Consider the following 18,810-nt stretch of genomic DNA (forward strand, 5'->3'; position numbering starts at 1 on the left):
TCAGCGCGCCTGGCGCTGCAAAATGTTCGAGAATTCTTCGACGAAGCTCTCGAAACGGATTGCCAGGCGGTCGATGTCGTGGGTAAAGCGGTTATAGGCCACCACTGCGGGGATCGCGGCGAACAGGCCGATCGCGGTGGCGATCAGCGCTTCGGCGATGCCGGGTGCGACGATCGCGAGCGTGGCCTGCTGCACGCTGGCCAGGCCGCGGAAGGCGTTCATGATGCCCCACACGGTGCCCAGCAGGCCGATGTAGGGCGAGACCGAGCCAACCGATGCCAGGAAATTCAGGTGAATATCGAGGGCGTCGAGCTCGCGCTGGAAGGCCGCGCGCATGGCGCGGCGGGCGCCGTCGAGCGCCGGGCCCATGTCGGCGGCGTCGCGCGCGGCCTGCTTGCCCTTGATGAATTCGCCCATGCCGGCCTCGAAGATGCGGGCCAGCGGGCCGCTCTGGTCGCGCTGGCTGCTGGCGCTCTGGTGCAGGGTGTTGAGGTTGCCGCCGGCCCAGAAGCTGCGCTCGAACTGTTCGGTCTGGTTTCGTGCCGCTTTCAAGGCAAAGACCTTGCGGAAAATGTAAGTCCAGCTCACGACAGACAGGATCAACAGCAGGGCCATGATCAGCTGCACCAGGATATGGGCATTGCTGATCAGGTAAATAAACGACAGGTCTTGGGTTGCGGTCATCGGGTCTGTTCGGTTGTCGGGTTATTCAGTCGGTTGCAGCGTCATTGCATGATGCGCGCGCATTTTATCAGCGGCGCCGGCAGGAACCGGCCGCGGGCGCATCGTGGCGATATCGACGCAGCCAACCTTGACCGTGGCGCTGGTCAGGAGCAGCTCGCCTTTCCAGGCTTGCTGGGCGAATTCGATCGAGGCGCGCCCGAACTTTTCGACCGTGGTGCGGATCGTCAGCACGTCGTCAAGGCGGGCAGGTGCGTGGTAATCCAGGCTGGCGCGCTTGACGACAAAGCCGCTGCCGCCGGTGTCGAGCAGATCCTGCTGGCCCACCCCGGCCGCGCGCAGCCACTCGGTGCGGGCACGTTCGAAGAATTTCAGGTAATTCGCGTAAAACACGATGCCACCGGCGTCGGTGTCTTCGTAATAGACCCTGACTGTCCAGTCAAAAGCTGAAGGCATGTCTGCTGCCATTTAAGTGTAAATAAGAAACATTTTACGCGATTTCTGCTTTCCTTATGTACGCGAAAGAACATATGGCTCCGAAAGCTTGCCAGCAAAGCTGCCAGCTGGCGGCGGTAGTAGACGTGAAACAGTGTCGAAACGCCAATGACTGTAACACTTTCTCACAATTGCCGAGCGCGCGTTACCGGCGTAGCGGTTCAGCAACGCCGGGATGGCCGTGAGCGGTTGCAGCGTAAAAATTTATGAGCGCTTGATGGTGAACGGAGAAAATCCCTGGCAGGTTGGCATCAGTTCGATGTGATTGACATTCACGTGCGGCGGCAGCGTTGCAATCCAGTAGGCGGTATTGGCAATATCCTCGGCGCTCAGTGGTGTGGTGCCTTCGTATACCTTGGCCGCGGCCGCATCGTCGCCCTTGAAGCGCACGTTCGAAAATTCGGTGCCCCCGCACAGGCCCGGCGCCAGGTTGGTGGCGCGTACGCCGGTGCCGACCAGGTCGGCGCGCAGATTCAGGGTGAATTGTTCGACGAAGGCCTTGGTTGCACCGTAGACGTTTCCGCCGGGGTAGGGGTAGCGGCCCGCAACCGAGCCCAGGTTGATGACCAGGCCGCTGCCGCGCGCCACCATCGCGGGCAGCACGGCGCGCGTCATGCTGACCAGGCCCTGGCAGTTGGTGGCAATCATGGTGTCCCAATCGTCCAGCGGCACCTCGTGGGCGGGCAGGGTATTGAGCGCCAGTCCTGCATTGTTGATGAGCACGTCGATGTCGCGCCAGTGCGCGGGCAGGGCGGCCATGGCCGCATCGATCGACGCGCGGCTGGTCACGTCCAGCGTGAGCGGCAAGGCGGCCTCGCCCAGTTCGCTGGCGAGGCGGGCGATGCGGTCTTCGCGCCGCGCCGCGAGGATGACGCGGTGGCCATTGCCGGCGAAGGTGCGCGCTATCGCGGCGCCGAAGCCGGCCGAGGCGCCGGTGATGAAGACGATCATGGTCAGTCCTGTGGGCAGGTGGGGAGGAACTGAAAATTGTAGCCGAAACGGCCACAAGGCAGCAGACCTGCTCCCACTTGCAGTGGAGACAGCGGTTTCCTTGCCCTAAGGGGCTCGGATCACATACAATCTGAAGTCATTTACGTCTCACGTAACTGGCGAAACACCGTGCATGAAGCTTCGTGCCCTGCGCGGCAAAGGTGGGGTCCCACCGGGGAACGTGAGATCTCATCGCCGTTCGCCTGGGCAGCCATCAACTGGAGCGCGTCGTGTCACGTGTTGCCGGGCGGCTGCCTTGCGCCTGCCCGTCCGCACCCGAACGCCGGACCGGCCCGTTGCCTGGTATTTCTCTCGATTGGAGTTTTACATGTTTGCAAAAGATCACACGCTGGCTAACGTCGACCCGGATTTGTGGGATGCCATCCAGAAGGAAAACCAGCGCCAGCAAGACCACATCGAACTGATCGCGTCCGAGAACTACACCTCGCCGGCGGTCATGCAAGCGCAGGGTTCGCAGCTGACCAACAAGTATGCCGAAGGCTACCCGGGCAAGCGCTACTATGGCGGCTGTGAATTCGTCGACGTTGCCGAGCAGCTGGCGATCGACCGCCTGAAGCAGTTGTTTGGCGCGGAAGCGGCCAACGTGCAGCCGAACTCCGGCTCGCAGGCCAACCAGGGCGTGTTCTTCGCCATGCTCAAGCCAGGCGACACCATCATGGGCATGTCGCTGGCCGAGGGCGGCCACCTGACCCATGGCATGGCGCTGAACATGTCGGGCAAGTGGTTCAATGTCGTCTCCTACGGCCTCACGCCCGAAGAAGACATCGACTACGAGGCGATGGAAGCGCTGGCGCGCGAGCACAAGCCGAAGATGATCATCGCGGGCGCCTCCGCGTTCGCCCTGAAAATCGACTTCGAGCGCTTCGCACGCATCGCCAAGGAAGTCGGCGCCTATTTCATGGTCGACATGGCCCACTACGCCGGCCTGATCGCCGCCGGCGAATATCCGAACCCGGTGCCGCATGCCGATTTCGTGACGTCGACCACGCACAAGTCGCTGCGCGGTCCGCGCGGCGGCATCATCCTGATGAAGGCCGAGTTCGAGAAGCAGATCAATTCGGCGATCTTCCCTGGCATCCAGGGCGGTCCGCTGATGCACGTCATTGCCGGCAAGGCCGTGGCCTTCAAAGAGGCCCTCATGCCGGAATTCAAGACCTACCAGCAGCAGGTGGTCAAGAATGCCAAGGCGCTTGCCGATACCTTGACCGCGCGCGGGCTGCGCATTGTTTCGGGCCGCACCGAGTCGCACGTAATGCTGGTCGACCTGCGCTCGAAAGGCCTGACCGGCAAGGAAGCCGAAGCCATCCTCGGACAGGCGCACATGACCTGCAACAAGAATGGCATCCCGAACGACCCGCAGAAGCCCTTCGTCACCTCGGGCATCCGCCTCGGCAGCCCGGCCTTTACCACCCGCGGCTTCAAGGAAGACGATGCCGTCAAGGTGGGCCACCTGATCGCCGATGTGCTGGATAACCCGCACGACGCCGCGACCATCGAGCGTGTCAAGGCAGAAGTCAAGCAGCTGACCGACAAGTACCCGGTCTACGCCAAGTAAGCAACCCGGGGCCGCACGCGCCTGTGGCAAGCGCGGCCCCCTTTGAAGAACCCCCGGCGCCATGAAATGTCCGTTCTGCCAGCACGAAGATACCCAGGTCCTGGACACGCGCGTGTCCGAGGAAGGGGACGCCATTCGCCGGCGCCGGCGCTGCGGGAAATGCGACAAGCGCTTCACCACCTACGAGCGCATCGAATTGTCGATGCCGATCATCGTCAAGAAGAACGGCAGCCGTACCGAGTTCGCTTCGAACAAGCTGCGCGGCAGCCTGATGCTGGCGCTGCGCAAGCGGCCCGTGGCCGCCGAAGCGATCGATACCGCGGTCTCCACCATTGAAGAAAAGCTGCTGACCAGTGGCCGGCGCGAAGTCGACACCGGCTACGTCGGCGAGCTGGTAATGCAAGAGCTCAAGCGGCTCGACAAGATCGCCTATATCCGCTTCGCCTCGGTCTACAAGAACTTTGAAGACCTGGCCGAATTCCAGGAAGCGCTGGCCGAAGTCGGCCATCCGCGCAAGTAAGTCTCCCGGGCGTCAAGCACGCCGCTCATCGGTTCCCCAGTTACGATTGTGCCAGCTCACGGCTGGCAGATGCTCGCCTGATAAGGTCGCAGCTCGCAGATGTTTTCGATGCTGACCAGGGGAGGCAACCGTGCAGGCGCAGAGACAAACCCGCGGGTTCACGCTGGTCGAAGTGCTGGTAGCGCTGTTCGTGCTCGCGGTTGGCATCGCCGGCGCCGGCGCCACCCAGCTCACCGCGCAGCGCTTGCGCCAGCACGCGGCCCTGAGCTCGGAGGCCGCGCAGCTGGCCGCCTCGCTGGCGGCGCGCATGCGCGCCAATGCCACCATCGCCGGCTTGCCCGACGCCGTCAATCCCTATCTGGGCTTTCGCTACGATGCCGCCGACGGTGCGCCCAGTACGTCACTGCCGTGCTTTGGCAGCAGTAGCTGCACCCCTGCGCAACTGGCCGCATTCGACCTGCTTGAGCTACGCCGGGCGCTGCACGCGCAGTTTCCTGGCGGGCGCATCACGGTGTGCCGCGACGGCGCGCCCTGGGACAGTGCCGCCAGCCGCTTTCGCTGGAGCTGCGACAACGATGCCGGCGCGCTGCCGGTCGTCAAGCTGGGCTGGCACGGAACCTTGGGCGCCCCGGGCTATGTAACGGTGCTGCGATGAGCGTCGCCAGCCAGCACCAGCAAGGCATGACGCTGGCCGAACTGCTGGTCGCCATGACGGTTGGCCTGGGCGTGCTGCTGACCGCGGGCAGCTTGTTCATCTGGGCCACCCGCGCGTTCGCCGCCCAGGCCGACACGGCCGCCATGGACGACGCCGGACGTTACGCGCTCGAGGCGATGGCGCGCGCGGTGCGGCAATCGACCTTTGTCGACTGGGAGCGCGACATGGGCGGACCGGCAGCCGACGCCCCGGCGCGGCTGTCCGGCCTGGACGCGCGCAGGGTGGCGCAGACCGGATTCGCCATCGACCACCCGATCGCCAGCGCGGTGCACGGTAGCGACGTGCTGGCAGTGCGCTATCCCGGCAGCGGCGCGCCGCCCGCGGGCGATGGCAGCACGCTCGATTGCGCGGGCTTCTCGGTGCACCGCGATCGAGAAGGCTGGAGCGTTTTCTATGTTGCGCGAAATGCCCAGGGCCAGGCCGAATTGCGCTGCAAGTACCGCGGCGCCAGCAACTGGTCGGCCCATGCGGTGGTGGGGGCGGTGGACAGCTTCCAGGTGCTGTACGGGCTCGATCTCGACGCCGACGGCGCGCCGGAGCGCTATGTCAACGCCAGCACCCTGGCCGGGCTCGACGCCGCACTGCTGCTGGCCGGCGCCAGCGCGGCCGAGCGCGCCGCCGACCTGCGGCGCCGCACCCACTGGAAGAAACTCGCCAGCGTGCGGGTGGCCTTGCTGTTGCATGGGGCGCCGAGCCGGTTGGCGTCTACCGCCGGCCTGCGCTACGACCTGTTCGGGCCTGAATACGGCGACATGGCGGGCCTGGCCGATCCCGGAGTGCGCCTGCTCGAAACAACACTGGCCGGACGCCACGCGGCGCGCCAGCGCAAGGTTTTCGCCACCACCATCGCGCTGCCGGCGCGCACCGAGTGAAGACGGCATGCGCGCTCCTATCGGTTGCAGCGAGCAGGGCGGGGCCGTCCTGCTCACCGCCTTGTTGCTGATGCTGGCGATCCTGCTGAGCGCGATTGCCTCGGCGCGCAGCGCCCTGCATGGCGCGCTCGCCGCCAGCAACGAGCGCGACCGGTTGCTGGCCCTGCACAGCGCGATGGCGGCGCTGGCCGACGCCGAACACGACATCGAAGGCGGCGCCGAGCCGTCCTCGGCACGCGCCGCCGCACTGGCCGGCGCCAGCCCGGACGCCTTTGCCGATGGTTGCCGCGGCGGCACTCCCTACGACGGACTGTGCGCGCATCGCGCCGGCGGCGACGGCGTGATCCAGGCCGCGCTGGCGGACGACGACGGTCCCGGCGTCGTGTTCGGCGCATTTACTGGCGCCCTGATTCCGTCCGGGCAGGGCGCCCTGGCCGCGCAAGCGCCGCGCTACCTGATCGAACGCATGCCGTCGGCGCCGACGGCGCTGCTCTACCGGATCACGGCGCTGGGCTTTGGCAGCGCCGCTACTACCCAGGTCGCGCTCCAGGCCTATTACCGCAAGCCGCTGGCGCTGGAAGTCCCGGGTGCGGGCGTGGCCGCGCCTGGCCCCGGAATGCCGGGCGGAGCAGGCGTACGTGTCGGCTGGCGCGAAATCGCGAACTGGCACGACGCCGTAGCCATGACGACGGAGGAACAATGAAGCGAGCACAACTGCGTGCAGGGCGGATGGGTGGCCCTGGATTCACCCTGGTCGAACTGCTGGTCGTGATGGCGATCCTGGCAATCCTGGCCGCGATCGCGTATCCGAGCTACGCAAGCCACCTGGTCAGGATGCAGCGCGTGGAGGCGCAGCTGGCGCTGGTCGACGCCATGCAGCGCCAGGAGCAATACCGAGCCCAGCACCACACCTATGTCGCGTTTTCATCGGCATCTGACATTCCGCACGCCCGCCAGTTCCGCTGGTGGCTCGGGTCGCGGCCACAAGCGAGCGCATACGAGCTCGACGGCTACGCCTGCGACGGCCAGGATATCGGCCGATGCATCGTGCTGCGTGCCCGGCCGGGAACCGCAAATGTAGATACTGGCTTCGACGATCCGGATTGCGGCGTGCTGACCTTCGACAGTACCGGCGCGCAAGGGGCGAGCGGCAGCGGCGCGCGCTGCTGGCCATGAAACGGCGCTGGCGGCTAGCGGTACCGGCACCGACACCGGGCCGGCACCGCGGCGCCACGCTGGCCGAACTGGCGATCGTGCTGGGTATCTCGGCCATGGTGCTGGCGCTCGCCGCGCCCGATTTGCACGGCCTCGTTAGCGCGCAGCAGATGCGCACTGCCTCCGCTGAACTGCTCGATGCCATCGGCCACGCCCGGGCCCAGGCCATTGCGCGCGGCAGACTGGTCAAACTGATGCCGCGCGATTCGCCCGGCGCCGACTGGACCCAGGGCTGGACCATGTTCGTCGACCGCGACGGCGACGGCGAACCGGGGCCGGACGACGAGATCCTGTCGGTCCATGCCCCCTTGCCGTCCGGTATGCAGGTCGATTTTTCATTCACCGGGTCAGCGCCGCCGCATTACATCGCCTACAATGGCGCCGGGCGCAGCTGCAGCGACAGCAACGGCAATTCGGCGCGGCTCGGGACGCTGTCGCTGTTTCACGGCGCGCAGGTCCGGCGTATTAAAATCAACATGCTCGGGCGCGTACGGTTGTGCAATCCAGCGCGCGACCAGGGCTGCGAAGGCGCCCAGGCGCCCGACTAGGTAGCAGCGGCGCGAACCTTGCAAGCAGCGCGGCAACCTGCAACAGCGGAACACCACACTTGGCACACGACAGCGACCATATTCTCGACGACCCCAGCGGCATGGCCCTGGCCCTGACATGGGCCAGGCGCGGCATGTACATCACCGCGCCGAACCCGCGGGTCGGCTGCGTGATCGTGCGCGACGGCCTGGTAATTGGCGCCGGCCACACCCAGCCGGCCGGGCAGGCGCATGCGGAGATCGAGGCCTTGCGCGACGCGCGCGCGCGCGGCCACGACGTACGCGGCGCCACTGCCTATGTGACCCTGGAGCCGTGCAGCCATTACGGCCGCACGCCACCTTGCTCGAATGCGCTGGTCGCGGCGGGCCTGGGGCGCGTGGTGGCGGCGATGCTCGACCCCAACCCCTTGGTCGCGGGACGCGGCCTGGCCCAGCTCGAAGCCGCCGGCATTGCGGTCGTGTCGGGGGTGCTGGCCGAGGCCGCGCACGAATTGAACATCGGTTTTTTCTCGCGCATGCGGCGCGCGCTGCCCTGGGTGCGCCTGAAGGTCGCGGCCAGCCTGGATGGCACTACCGCACTGGACAGCGGCGAGAGCCAGTGGATCACCGGGCCGGACGCCCGGGCCGACGGTCATGCCTGGCGTGCCAGGGCGCAGGCGATCCTGACCGGCATCGGCACGGTCAAGGCCGACAACCCGCAGCTGAGCGTGCGCGGCATCGACACGCCGGTTCAACCACGCCGGGTGATTGTCGACAGCCGGCTCGAGATCGACCCGCAGGCGCGCATCTTGCAGGACGCACCGTGCTGGATCGTCGCCGCCGCCGAACTGCCGGACAAGGCGGCCGTGCTGCGGACCGCGGGCCACGAGGTGATCCTGCTGCCCAATGCCGGCGGCAAGGTCGACCTGCCGGCCCTGATGCGCGAACTGGGCCGGCGCGAGATCAACGAAGTGCACGTCGAGGCCGGCTCGAAACTGAATGCCTCGATGCTGCGTGAAGGCTGCGTCGACGAACTGCTGGTGTACCTGGCGCCGACCCTGGTCGGGCCGGGGCAGGGCATGTTCGATTTGCCGCCACTGGCGCAGCTGCGCGACAGGCGGCGGCTGCGCCTGCACGATGTGGCGCGGGTCGGCGACGACCTGCGCATCCTGGCAAGATTTACCCATACCGAGGAATAGAACCGTATGTTTACTGGAATCGTCGCCGCCGTCGGCAGAATCACCTCCGTCACTCCGCTCGAGGGCGGCTCGTTCGCGGGAGTGCGGCTGAACATCGACGCCGGACCGCTGCCGCTGGGCGACGTTGGCCTGGGCGACTCCATCGCGCTCAACGGCGCCTGCATGACCGTGGTGGACAAGACCGACACCTCGTTTAGCGTGGATGTGTCGCGCGAGAGCCTGAGCAAGACCGTGGGCCTCGATGCGGCGGGCGAAGTCAATCTGGAAAAGGCGCTCACGCTGGCCGAGCGGCTCGGTGGCCATCTGGTATCCGGCCACGTCGATGGCCTGGGCACCGTGCATAGCTTCGAGCCGGTGGGCGAATCGCGCGAACTGGTCATCGACGCGCCGCACGAGCTGGCAAAGTTCTTGGCGTACAAGGGGTCGGTCGTGGTCAATGGCGTGTCGCTCACCGTGAACCGGGTCGACGACCTGGAGCGGGCAGGCGACAAGCTGTGCCGTTTCTCGATCAACCTGATCCCGCACACGATCGAGGTCACGACGCTCAAGCACCTGGCAGCGGGCTCGAAGGTGAACCTGGAAATCGACCTGATCGCGCGTTATGTCGAGCGGATGCTGTCGGCAAGATAGCGCGGCCGGTCTGGACGCAGCAAGCGTGGCGCTTATCCGCCCGGCGCCATTGCCTTTGACTGCGACGCCGCCACCGCCTCAGGCGCCTCCGGGTTCAACACCACCTGTACATAGTTCTGATCGTTGAAATAGCGTTGCGCCGCGGTGCGGATTTCGTCCGCCGTCAGGGCCGCTACCTGCTTTTCAATCTTCAGGATCGAGTTCGGATTGGTCCCTTCGCTAAGCGCGGTCTGCAGGTGGCTCAGCCAATAGCCATTTTCGCGCAGCGAGCGGCGGTGGTTCTGGATCCAGTTGCTTTTTACTTTTTCCAGGTTGGCGGCGTCCGGACCCTGCGCCTGCAGGCGGCGAATTTCCGCGAAGACTGTGGCGATCACTTTCTCGACATGCTCCGGCCCGGTGGGCAGCGTCACGCCGATCGAATAATTTCCGTACGGGATCTTGCTCAGCACGCCATTGGCGCCGCCGCCATAGATCAGCGCCATCTGCTCGCGCAGCACCGCGATGATGCGCAGGTTGGTCACTTCCAGCAGGGCCGACAAACGCAGCTGCGCCGCTTCGGTGAACTCGGCCGGTCCGGTGAAGGTGAGCGAGATCGTGCTCTTCGGCTCCGAGCCGCTGCGCACTTCGCGCTTGACCACGCCGGTCGCCGGCCGCATGCCGACGTCGCGGTAGGCCACCGGCAGGTCCGGGGTCGGCAGGCTGCCGAGATAGGCGGCCAGCAGCGGTTCGATGGCGGCTGCATCGAACGAGCCGACCAGGATGAAGGTCAGGTCCTTCGCGCTTGAGAAACGCTGTTGGAAGATGTCGATACTACGGTCCAGGTCGATCTGCTCGTATTCTTCGGGGCGCAGCGTGCGCGGCGCGCGCGGATGGTTGTTGTACAGCGCCGCCATCACGGCGTCGCCGAAGTGTACGCCCGGCTGCGAGGTTTGGTTGCGGGCCTGCTCGGCCTGCTTACCGACATACGAGCGGAACAGGTCTTCGTCGCGCCGCACGCCGTGGAACTTCAGCCAGGCCAGCTGCAGCATGGTCTCGATGTCGGTTGCGCCCGAGGCGCCGACCACGACGTCGGTATAGTTGGCCAGGCCAACGTTAAGCTGGGCTGCCTTGCCGGCCAGGATCTTGCTGATGTCGAGCGGCGTGAAGTTCTTCACGCCCATGCTGGCCACGATCGCGTTGGCGAAGCGTGCATTGAGTACGTCCTGGTCGCTGAACAGGCTCTGGCCGCCGAAACGCGCCGCGCTCATCAACACCTGGTCGTTGCGGAAATCGGTTGGCTTGAGGATCACCTTGACGCCGTTCGACAGGGTCAGGTGGGTCAGGCCAAGTGCCTTGTCGCTCGACCGGGCGACGATGCTGCCCGGTCTTGACGGACGCTCCATCAGGCGCGCGGCCAGCGCTTTTTCATCGCGCGCGCGCACCTCGGCGCGCTGGGCGGCCGCCACCGTGGCCAGCAGCTTGGGACCGGCCGGGGTGTCCGGGCGGGTCATGCCCGTGTACAGGACCAGCTTGCCGGATTCAGCGGGAATAGTACGGCGGGCGTAGGCATTCATTTCTTCGAGCGTAATGCCCGGCACCAGTTGCTTAACGTAACTGTATTCGGTATCAATGCCGGGAATAGCTTCCTGCTGCAGGAAATTGCGGATGTATTCTGCGGCATAGGTGGCCGAATCGCTCTTGGCACGCTCGTTCCAGGCTTGCTCGTAGCTGCGCATCAGGTTTTTCTTCATCTGCTCGAGCTCGTTCGCACCGAAGCCATGGCGGCGCGCGCGCTCGTTTTCTTCGACCAGTGCGGTGAGGGCGGCCTCGGCCCCGCGCGGGCCGAGCGCGGCCGAGGCGTTGTAGGATCGGTAACGCGGGGTCAGCTTGCCAAGCGAGCTGCTGGCGCCCATGAAGGGCGGCTCGGGCAGCTGGGCCAGCTCCTGCAGGCGCTGGTTGAGCATGGCGGAGAACAGCGACTGCACCAGGTCGTCGCGGTAGGCGCGAATGGTGCCGGCCTCGCGCACCGGCTGGACCGGGTAGCGGATCAGGACCGCATTGTCGGTCGCTTCCGGATCGAGCACGACCAGCGCCTCGGTCGCCTGGCGCGCCGGAATCTCGGCGTAGTCGCGCGGGCGCGAAGGCTGCGGGTTCTTCAGGGCGGCGAAATGCTGCTTTACCAGTTGTTCGGCGCGCGCCGGTTCAATGTCGCCCACCACCACCACCGCCATCAGGTCCGGACGGTACCAGTCGCGGTAGAAGCGGCGCAGTGCCTCGGGCGTGAAATTGCGCAGCACATCCTCGGTGCCGATCGGCAGGCGCTCGGCATACTTCGAACCGTTGAAGATCTTCGGCATGATCTGCTTGCTCATGCGGTCCGATGCGCCTTTGCCCAGGCGCAGTTCTTCCAGCACGATGCCGCGCTCCTTGTCGATATCGGCCGGATCGAAACGCACTCCGTGCGCCCAGTCTTCGAGTACCTGGAACGCCTTGTCGACATGTTCCCGTTTGTCGGTCGGAATCGGCAGGATATAGACAGTTTCATCGAACGAGGTGTAGGCGTTCAGGTCGGCGCCGAAGCCGACGCCGATCGACTGCAGGTAAGACACCAGCTCGTGCTTGCGGAAATGCGTCGAGCCATTGAAAGCCATGTGCTCCACGAAATGGGCCAGACCGCGCTGGTCGTCGTCTTCCAGAATCGAGCCGGCCTTGACCACCAGCCGCAGCTCGAGCTTGCGCTCGGGGCGGGCATTGCGCTGGATGTAATATGTCAGCCCATTGGTCAGCTTGCCGACCTTGACCTGCGGTCCGACCGGGATCGTGTCGTCCAGGTGCAGCGGCTTGGCGGCAGCGGTGGCAGCGGCAGGTGCGCTCGGCGCCTGAGCAACAGCAGCCAGCGCTGGTGCGAACAGCATGGTAGCCATGCACAAGCTGCGCACGAAATTCTTGCTCATTGGGGGACTTTTTTATTGACGAGCACGCATTCTACCGCGCGTGACGGGCAAAATATGGCGCAGGCGCATGCCGGGAGCAGGCGTGTTGCTTACGGGCATCAAACTGTGATGGCGGGGTTTCAGATGGCGACATGTCCCTTGGCCAGCAATAGTGCGATCTCGTGCGCCGGAACCGGGCGGCAGTACAGGTAGCCCTGCATCACGTCGCAACCGAGCGAGCCCAGGAAATCGCGCTGGGCGGTCGTCTCCACGCCTTCTGCCACGACCTGCAACGACAGGCCCTGGGCCAGCGCAATGGTGGCCTGGGCAATGGCGGCGCTGCGCTGTTCGGTGGTGATGTTGCGCACGAAGGTCTGGTCGATCTTGAGTTTGTCGAGCGGGAACCGCGACAGGTAGCCGAGCGACGAATAGCCGGTGCCGAAGTCGTCGAGCGACAGCGACACACCCATGGCGCGCAACTCGCTCATCTGTGCCTCGGCGACGGCACTATCGCCCAGCATCACGCTTTCGGTGAGCTCAACCTCGAGATAACGCGGCGCCAGCGCGCTTTCGGCCAGCGCCGCACTTACGATGGTACTGACCGAACCCGACTTGAACTGGTCGGCCGACACATTGACCGCGACCCGCACCGGCGCCAGTCCGGCGTCCTGCCAGGCCTTGTTCTGGAGGCAGGCCTGCCGGATCACCCATTCGCCGATCGGGTGGATCAAGCCGGTATCTTCGGCCAGCGGGATAAAGTCGCATGGCGGTACTGTGCCGAATTCTTCGCTGTGCCAGCGCAGCAGGGCTTCGATGCCGACCACGCTGCCATCGAGGCGCGAAATCTGCGGCTGGTAATGCAAGGTCAGCTCGTTGCGCTCGATGGCGCGCCGCAAGCGCGTTTCCAACGCCAGCCAGCGCAGCGCCTGGGCGTTCATTTCACCCTTGAAGAAGCGAAAGCCATTGCGCCCGGAATCTTTCATGTCGCCCAGCGCCGCATCGGCCGACTTGAGCAGCTCGCCCGGCGCGTCGCCGTCGCGCGGGAATATGCTGATGCCAACGCTGCCGGTGACCACCACATCGTGCTCGCCGACCAGATGCGGCTGGGCGATAGCGTCGATCAGGCGGCGCGCGGCCAGGATGATGTCGTCGTTGTCGTGGCAAGCCGTCAGCAGCACGAACTCGTCGCCCGACAGGCGCGCCAGCGTATCGGTGGGACCGGCGATCTCGCCGACCCGGCGCGCCACCTCGCGCAGCACGGCGTCGCCCGCGGCGTGGCCGAGGCTGTCGTTAATGCGCGAGAGCCGGTCTACATTGAACAGTAACAACGCCAGCTGGCCATCGCACTGGCGCGCGGCTGCGATCGCCTGCTGCAGCCGGTCGTTGAACAGCGAGCGGTTCGGCAGCAGGGTCAACGCGTCATGATTGGTCAGGAAATTGAGCTGGTGGTAGGCCGCTTTCAGGGCCGACAAGTCGGTCGATACCGAGACATAGGCGGTCAGCTTGCCAGACTCGTCGCGCACGGCGCTGATGCTGGTGCGCTCGGGATAGACTTCACCGTTCTTGCGGCGGTTCCAGATTTCTCCGCGCCACTGGCCGTCGGTTTCCAGGCAGTGCCACATGCCGGCGTAGAACGCGGGATCATGCCGTCCAGAGCGCAGGACGCGCGGGTTCAAGCCGAGCACGTCTGCTTCGCGATAGCCGGTGATCTGTTCGAACGCCGGGTTGACCGCGACGATATTGGCGCAGGCATCGGTCATCAAGATGCCTTCCTGGGTGCTGCCGAACACCTGGCGGTTCAATTCCAGACGGTGCTGGCTTTCGCGCAGCGCCAGGTCGGCGTCGGCGCGGGCCAGCGCCTCGAGCTGGAGCTGGGCGGCGTGGCGCTGGATCACGTCGTACAGGTTCAGGTTCTCGTAGGCGACGGCCAGCTGTGCGGCCAGGATCGTGGCCCAGCGTTCTTCTTCTTCTGTAAAGGCAGGCGCGCCGGGGTGGCGCGCGCAGTACAGCCAGCCGTGCGGGTGCTGCAGGTCGTGCACCTGCAGCCCGAGGAAACTGCCCAGCCCCGGATGGCAGGATGGCAGGGTCGACAGGAAGCTGTCGCCTTCGACCAGGCGCAGTGGCGCGCGGGCCCGCAGCAGCATGCCCGGCAGTCGCGTTTCGTCCTGGGTATGGTTGCGCAGCAGGTCGGCATCGAGCGACCAGGTCTCGAGGTGGCGGACGTTGCGCTCGTCCCGGTCGAGCAGGCAGAGCGCGGCGCAGTCGGCATGCAGCACGCGCCGGGCGGCGTCGAGGAAAGAGGCGGCCAGCGTCTCGACGCGCCGTTCTCCGATCAGCCCCAGGCACATGCGCTCGAGTTCGGTCAGGCGTGCGCACAGGTCGAAGGGCAGGCCGCGGTCATGGTCGTGCATGACTGCCTGCGGCGGCAGCGGCGCGTCACCCTCGAGCACGCCGAGTTCGGTGTGGATGGCCTCGAGGATCTGGTGCGGGTCGGAAGGTTTGGGCAGCACCGTCGCCACGCCGCAGCGCGCCGCCATGGCCTGGGTCTCGCGTTCGGCATACACGGCCGAGAAGAAGATGATGCGGGTCGTGCACAGGTCGGCATCCTGGCGGATTCGCTGGACCAGCTCGTAGCCGTCCATGATCGGCATCAGGATGTCGGTAATGACCAGGTCGGGGTGGTGCTGCTGTGTCAAGGCCAATGCCTGGGCGCCGTCTTCGGCTTCGAGCAGGCGGTGCCCGGTGAATCCGAGCAGTGCACCAAGGAAGGCGCGGTTGCTGGGCCGGTCGTCGACGATCAGGATGGTCGCCATCAGTGGCGCCTTCGGAACAAGGCGTCACAGCGAGCGCAAGAAGGGGGAACCACCGCCATGGGTACTCCGTAGAGGTGGCCCATGATGCCGGAGAGGAAGCTCGGCGACACCACGGACCGCGATGTCTTAATCATAATCGAGGGGGGCGTCGGCACGCCATGTTGTTTCGTACAAGGAATGAGAAGCTTAACAATTAAGTTGGTGCAAATATACGCGGATTGTTGCATGTTGCATTTTGGCAACGGCTTTTCTGCGTACTTCTGCTTACTTGTATCGCCGCACAGATGGCCGAAGGGGCGAGGGAGTCAGGTTGAGTGGCGGTAAATCCTTTAAAATAACGGATTACGCAAAATCCCTCTCCCGTTTCAAGGAATCTGTATGTCTATCTCCAGCACCGAGGAAATCGTTGCCGAATTGCGCGCCGGGCGCATGGTCATTCTCGTCGACGAAGAAGACCGCGAAAACGAGGGCGACCTGGTGCTTGCCGCCGATTTCGTTACCCCGGAAGCAATCAACTTCATGATCCGCCACGCGCGCGGCCTGGTCTGCCTGACGCTGACCGAGGAGCGCTGCGATGAGCTGGCGCTGCCGATGATGACATCGAAGAACGGCACCTCGTTCGGCACCAACTTCACGGTCTCGATCGAAGCGGCCGAGGGAGTAACTACCGGGATTTCCGCGGCCGACCGCGCGCGCACGATCCAGGTCGCCGTGAACCAGGGCACCACGCCGGACGACCTGGTGCAGCCAGGCCATATCTTTCCGCTGCGCGCCCAGAACGGCGGCGTGCTGATGCGCGCCGGTCACACCGAAGCCGGTTGCGACCTGACCGCCATGGCCGGCCTGAGCCCGGCCTCGGTGATCTGCGAGATCATCAAGGAAGATGGCACCATGGCGCGTCTGCCCGACCTGATCGAATTCGCGCGGGAACACAGCTTAAAGATCGGCACCATCGCCGACCTGATCCATTACCGTAGCCAGAACGAAAGCCTGGTCGAACGCGTCGCCGAGCGCCAGCTCTCCACCGTACACGGCGAATTCAAGCTGGTCGCCTTCCGCGACAAGCCGAGCGGCGCGGCCCACCTGGCGCTGGTGCATGGCGAACTGTCGCCCGAGCGCGAAGCACTGGTGCGCGTGCACCAGCCGGTGTCGCTCCTCGACGTGCTTGGCAATTGCGCCTCGACCCACTCGTGGGACCTGGCCTCGGCCATGAAGGCGATCCAGGCCGGCGAGCGCGGCGCGATCGTGCTGCTCAACTGCGGCGAGACTGCCGACGAGCTGTTCGCGCAATTCGCGCCGCGCGATAGCGGCCCGCGCAGCGCGCGCGCGGCATCGATGGATCTGCGCACGTACGGCATCGGCGCGCAGATCCTGCGCAACCTTGGGGTTGGCAAGATGCAGTTGCTGGCCAATCCGCGCAAGATGCCTTCGATGACCGGCTTCGACCTGGAAGTGACAGGCTATCTGCCGCAGCCAGCGCCGCCCGCACCGAACACACACTAATATAGAACCAATCAAAGAGAAGAGGTCAGGCATGACGGTAGGAACATTTGAAAGCAATATGGCGGGCGAAGGCCTGCGCATCGGCATCGTGCAGGCACGCTTCAACGCCGATGTGGGCCACGGCCTGCTGTCGTCGTGCCTGGCTGAACTCAAGCGCCTTGGCGTGGCCGATGAGGATATCCTCCACATCACCGTGCCAGGCGCATTGGAAATTCCGCTGGCGCTGCAGAAAATGGCCGAAACCCAGCAGTTCGACGCACTGGTTGCTTTGGGCGCGGTGATCCGCGGCGAAACCTACCATTTCGAGCTGGTCTCGAACGAGTCGGGCGCCGGCATTACCCGCATCGGCCTGGACTACGGCATGCCGATCGCCAACGCCGTGCTCACCACTGAAAACGACGAGCAGGCCGAAGCCCGCATGGCCGAGAAGGGCCTGGAAGCGGCGCGTGTCGCGGTCGAGATGTCGAATCTGCTGTTCGCGCTGGAAGAACTGCAGGCTGAAGAAGAATAAGGAAGAAGCCCATGACTGAAAAGAACGCGCTCGCCAACCCGAGCAAGAACCGCACGCCGCGCCACCGCGCGCGCGAGTTTGCGCTGCAAGGGCTGTACCAATGGCTGCTCAACAACGAACCGGCACGCACGGTCGTCACCAATATCCGTGGTGCCCATGGTTTCGAGAAAGCGGACGGCGAATACTTCAGCGACCTGCTCAATGGCGCCATCAGCACCTCGGTCGAGCTGCGCGAATCGATCGCGCCGCTGATCGACCGCAATGTAGCTGAATTGTCGCCGATCGAACACGCCGTGCTGCTGCTCGGTGCCTACGAGCTCAAGAATCATCCGGAAATCCCATACCGCGTGGTCATCAACGAAGCGGTCGAGCTGACCAAGTCGTTTGGCGGCATCGATGGCCATAAATACGTCAACGGCGTACTCGACAAGCTGTCGTCGAAACTGCGCCCGGATGAAGTCGGGGCCGATACGCGCCGCTGATCTCTATATAGATAGATGCGACAAGCCACCTTGGCATGGCCGGGTGGCTTTTATGTTGCCGTTCAGCTGCAAACGACAAAAAAAGACCACCGCCGAAGCAGTGGTCTTTTGTCGAACAGGGCGCAGAAACTTACAGCGTCGCCAGCGTTTCCGCCGTGAGGCCCTCGGCCGGGGCCGGGGTTGGCGCAGGTGCCTGCTCGGGAACCGGGGCAGGCGCCGGGGCCGGGGCCCGCTTCACCACAATCGGCGCCGACGAGGGCGCGGTGCGGGTCGGCACCTTGTGGCCACGTGCAACCTGCTTGAGGCGGTGGTATTCGGCCAATACCTTGGAGCCATAGCCCTGGTCGGTAGCCATGTCGGCGGCGCCGACATAGGTCTTCAGGCCGCCTTCGACGGAACCGGTACGCTTGACGTAATCCTTCAGGATCAGGGCGCCGACACGGATGTTGGCGGCCGGGTCGAGGGCTGCTTTCTGGCCGCCGACTTTTTCGAACTTGTCGTGATGGACCTTGGCCATGACTTGCATCAAGCCCTTGGCACCCATCGCGCTTTCGGCAAATGGATTGAGTCCGGACTCGATGGCCATGACCGCCAGGATCAGGAGCGGATCGAGCTTGACCTCGTGGGCCGTCGTGTAGGCGGTCGAGACCAGCATGTTGGCGGCGTCGCTGGCCACCCGGTAGCGCTTGCTCAGCCAGGATGTGACGAATTGCTGTTGCTTGCTGTCGCCAGCCACTTGGCGGGTAACGACAGGCGCCGGTTCCGCAGCTACTACCTCGGCCACAGCAAGGGGCGCAGGCATGGCCGGGGCGATGGCAACGACGTCGGGCTGGGGGTCCAGCACATCCGAGACCTGCTTGGCGAGGTCGTCGTTGGTATAGAGCAGCCCAAGCATTGCGACTGCCGAGAAACCGAATACGGTCATGGTGTTACGTGCGGCATTTGCTGCGCCGCGTACTGCCTTGCCCATGGAAGACCAGCTCACCGGCTGGTTGGCCATGGATTGCACGAGCCTTGCGCCCGTGATGAAACGATGAATCATCGAATTCCCCTTGTCGCGGCAAAATAACTCCTGTCACAGCGTGTAAACAACGCGGTGTCGGGATTCGTCGCCGTGCATCAGAAATCGTAGGTCGCCGCGTTGCAGCTGACTAACGCCGTCATTGCCT

Annotated in this window: 18 protein-coding genes and 1 riboswitch; of the genes, 12 read left to right on the forward strand and 6 right to left on the reverse strand. The window is 65.0% G+C overall.

Going from position 1 to position 18,810, the window contains the following annotated elements; translation table 11 throughout:
- From tolQ to NRS07_RS08180, 3 genes are all read right to left on the reverse strand, one after another.
- Nucleotides 1-684, reverse strand: a complete 684-nt coding sequence (tolQ, locus tag NRS07_RS08170; protein ID WP_259212415.1) for a protein TolQ — start codon at nt 682-684, stop codon at nt 1-3.
- Nucleotides 685-705: 21 nt separating this feature from the next.
- Nucleotides 706-1,137 carry a tol-pal system-associated acyl-CoA thioesterase gene (ybgC, locus tag NRS07_RS08175; RefSeq protein ID WP_259212416.1) on the reverse strand — a complete coding sequence of 144 codons (432 nt, stop codon included), beginning with the start codon at nt 1,135-1,137 and terminating at the stop codon, nt 706-708.
- A 243-nt stretch (nt 1,138-1,380) separates the two neighbouring features.
- Nucleotides 1,381-2,127, reverse strand: a complete 747-nt coding sequence (locus NRS07_RS08180; RefSeq protein WP_259212417.1) for an SDR family oxidoreductase — start codon at nt 2,125-2,127, stop codon at nt 1,381-1,383.
- A 141-nt stretch (nt 2,128-2,268) separates the two neighbouring features.
- Nucleotides 2,269-2,382, forward strand: a riboswitch (ZMP/ZTP riboswitch).
- Nucleotides 2,383-2,494: 112 nt separating this feature from the next.
- Here NRS07_RS08180 and glyA point away from each other — a divergent pair.
- The 9 genes from glyA to NRS07_RS08225 all read left to right on the forward strand — a co-directional run bounded on the left by glyA (nt 2,495) and on the right by NRS07_RS08225 (nt 9,420).
- On the forward strand, nt 2,495-3,742 hold the full coding sequence (gene glyA / locus NRS07_RS08185; protein ID WP_259212418.1) for a serine hydroxymethyltransferase: 1,248 nt from the start codon (nt 2,495-2,497) through the stop codon (nt 3,740-3,742).
- A gap of 61 nt (nt 3,743-3,803) precedes the next feature.
- Complete coding sequence (gene nrdR / locus NRS07_RS08190; protein WP_259212419.1) at nt 3,804-4,262, forward strand: transcriptional regulator NrdR; 459 nt, start codon at nt 3,804-3,806, stop codon at nt 4,260-4,262.
- A gap of 130 nt (nt 4,263-4,392) precedes the next feature.
- Entirely contained in the window at nt 4,393-4,917 is a 525-nt protein-coding gene (gene pilV, locus NRS07_RS08195) for a type IV pilus modification protein PilV (RefSeq protein ID WP_259212420.1), read from the forward strand.
- Complete coding sequence (locus NRS07_RS08200; protein WP_259212421.1) at nt 4,914-5,849, forward strand: PilW family protein; 936 nt, start codon at nt 4,914-4,916, stop codon at nt 5,847-5,849. Before pilV ends, NRS07_RS08200 begins: the two co-directional genes overlap by 4 nt.
- A 7-nt stretch (nt 5,850-5,856) precedes the next feature.
- A complete protein-coding gene (locus tag NRS07_RS08205; protein WP_259212422.1) occupies nt 5,857-6,552 on the forward strand; it encodes a hypothetical protein in 696 nt (231 codons plus the stop codon).
- Complete coding sequence (locus tag NRS07_RS08210) at nt 6,549-7,025, forward strand: type IV pilin protein (RefSeq protein ID WP_259212423.1); 477 nt, start codon at nt 6,549-6,551, stop codon at nt 7,023-7,025. The genes NRS07_RS08205 and NRS07_RS08210 overlap by 4 nt, the downstream gene beginning before the upstream one ends.
- Entirely contained in the window at nt 7,022-7,612 is a 591-nt protein-coding gene (locus tag NRS07_RS08215; protein WP_259212424.1) for a GspH/FimT family pseudopilin, read from the forward strand. Before NRS07_RS08210 ends, NRS07_RS08215 begins: the two co-directional genes overlap by 4 nt.
- A gap of 101 nt (nt 7,613-7,713) precedes the next feature.
- Nucleotides 7,714-8,790: a bifunctional diaminohydroxyphosphoribosylaminopyrimidine deaminase/5-amino-6-(5-phosphoribosylamino)uracil reductase RibD gene (gene ribD / locus NRS07_RS08220; RefSeq protein WP_259213101.1), complete on the forward strand. Its 1,077-nt coding sequence runs from the start codon at nt 7,714-7,716 to the stop codon at nt 8,788-8,790.
- A 6-nt stretch (nt 8,791-8,796) separates the two neighbouring features.
- Nucleotides 8,797-9,420, forward strand: coding sequence for a riboflavin synthase (locus tag NRS07_RS08225; protein WP_259212425.1), 624 nt, complete (start codon nt 8,797-8,799; stop codon nt 9,418-9,420).
- Between the two features lie 32 nt (nt 9,421-9,452).
- Here NRS07_RS08225 and NRS07_RS08230 read toward each other — a convergent pair whose 3' ends face one another.
- On the reverse strand, nt 9,453-12,353 hold the full coding sequence (locus NRS07_RS08230) for a pitrilysin family protein (RefSeq protein WP_259212427.1): 2,901 nt from the start codon (nt 12,351-12,353) through the stop codon (nt 9,453-9,455).
- A gap of 119 nt (nt 12,354-12,472) precedes the next feature.
- A complete protein-coding gene (locus NRS07_RS08235; RefSeq protein WP_259212428.1) occupies nt 12,473-15,145 on the reverse strand; it encodes an EAL domain-containing protein in 2,673 nt (890 codons plus the stop codon).
- A 378-nt stretch (nt 15,146-15,523) separates the two neighbouring features.
- Between NRS07_RS08235 and ribBA the strand changes: the two genes are divergently transcribed.
- From ribBA to nusB, 3 genes are read left to right on the forward strand one after another with little or no spacing between them, the layout of a single operon-like run.
- A complete protein-coding gene (gene ribBA, locus NRS07_RS08240) occupies nt 15,524-16,648 on the forward strand; it encodes a bifunctional 3,4-dihydroxy-2-butanone-4-phosphate synthase/GTP cyclohydrolase II (RefSeq protein ID WP_259212429.1) in 1,125 nt (374 codons plus the stop codon).
- A gap of 31 nt (nt 16,649-16,679) precedes the next feature.
- A complete protein-coding gene (gene ribH / locus NRS07_RS08245; protein ID WP_259212430.1) occupies nt 16,680-17,159 on the forward strand; it encodes a 6,7-dimethyl-8-ribityllumazine synthase in 480 nt (159 codons plus the stop codon).
- An 11-nt stretch (nt 17,160-17,170) separates the two neighbouring features.
- Complete coding sequence (gene nusB / locus NRS07_RS08250) at nt 17,171-17,641, forward strand: transcription antitermination factor NusB (protein ID WP_259212431.1); 471 nt, start codon at nt 17,171-17,173, stop codon at nt 17,639-17,641.
- Nucleotides 17,642-17,771: 130 nt separating this feature from the next.
- Here the strand turns inward: nusB and NRS07_RS08255 are convergent, their stop codons facing one another.
- Nucleotides 17,772-18,683, reverse strand: a complete 912-nt coding sequence (locus NRS07_RS08255; protein ID WP_259212432.1) for a lytic transglycosylase domain-containing protein — start codon at nt 18,681-18,683, stop codon at nt 17,772-17,774.
- Between the last annotated feature and the right edge of the window lie 127 nt (nt 18,684-18,810).

The organism is Massilia sp. H6 (genome assembly GCF_024802625.1).
Lineage (GTDB): Bacteria > Pseudomonadota > Gammaproteobacteria > Burkholderiales > Burkholderiaceae_D > Telluria.

What these genes read in the sequence shown, in the direction of transcription:
- tolQ (WP_259212415.1), bottom strand. Translation starts at nt 684, where the DNA reads ATGACCGCAACCCAAGACCTGTCGTTTATTTACCTGATCAGCAATGCC.
- ybgC (WP_259212416.1), bottom strand. Translation starts at nt 1,137, where the DNA reads ATGCCTTCAGCTTTTGACTGGACAGTCAGGGTCTATTACGAAGACACC.
- NRS07_RS08180 (WP_259212417.1), bottom strand. Translation starts at nt 2,127, where the DNA reads ATGATCGTCTTCATCACCGGCGCCTCGGCCGGCTTCGGCGCCGCGATA.
- glyA (WP_259212418.1), top strand. Translation starts at nt 2,495, where the DNA reads ATGTTTGCAAAAGATCACACGCTGGCTAACGTCGACCCGGATTTGTGG.
- nrdR (WP_259212419.1), top strand. Translation starts at nt 3,804, where the DNA reads ATGAAATGTCCGTTCTGCCAGCACGAAGATACCCAGGTCCTGGACACG.
- NRS07_RS08200 (WP_259212421.1), top strand. Translation starts at nt 4,914, where the DNA reads ATGAGCGTCGCCAGCCAGCACCAGCAAGGCATGACGCTGGCCGAACTG.
- NRS07_RS08205 (WP_259212422.1), top strand. Translation starts at nt 5,857, where the DNA reads ATGCGCGCTCCTATCGGTTGCAGCGAGCAGGGCGGGGCCGTCCTGCTC.
- NRS07_RS08210 (WP_259212423.1), top strand. Translation starts at nt 6,549, where the DNA reads ATGAAGCGAGCACAACTGCGTGCAGGGCGGATGGGTGGCCCTGGATTC.
- NRS07_RS08215 (WP_259212424.1), top strand. Translation starts at nt 7,022, where the DNA reads ATGAAACGGCGCTGGCGGCTAGCGGTACCGGCACCGACACCGGGCCGG.
- ribD (WP_259213101.1), top strand. Translation starts at nt 7,714, where the DNA reads ATGGCCCTGGCCCTGACATGGGCCAGGCGCGGCATGTACATCACCGCG.
- NRS07_RS08225 (WP_259212425.1), top strand. Translation starts at nt 8,797, where the DNA reads ATGTTTACTGGAATCGTCGCCGCCGTCGGCAGAATCACCTCCGTCACT.
- NRS07_RS08230 (WP_259212427.1), bottom strand. Translation starts at nt 12,353, where the DNA reads ATGAGCAAGAATTTCGTGCGCAGCTTGTGCATGGCTACCATGCTGTTC.
- NRS07_RS08235 (WP_259212428.1), bottom strand. Translation starts at nt 15,145, where the DNA reads ATGGCGACCATCCTGATCGTCGACGACCGGCCCAGCAACCGCGCCTTC.
- ribBA (WP_259212429.1), top strand. Translation starts at nt 15,524, where the DNA reads ATGTCTATCTCCAGCACCGAGGAAATCGTTGCCGAATTGCGCGCCGGG.
- ribH (WP_259212430.1), top strand. Translation starts at nt 16,680, where the DNA reads ATGACGGTAGGAACATTTGAAAGCAATATGGCGGGCGAAGGCCTGCGC.
- nusB (WP_259212431.1), top strand. Translation starts at nt 17,171, where the DNA reads ATGACTGAAAAGAACGCGCTCGCCAACCCGAGCAAGAACCGCACGCCG.
- NRS07_RS08255 (WP_259212432.1), bottom strand. Translation starts at nt 18,683, where the DNA reads ATGATTCATCGTTTCATCACGGGCGCAAGGCTCGTGCAATCCATGGCC.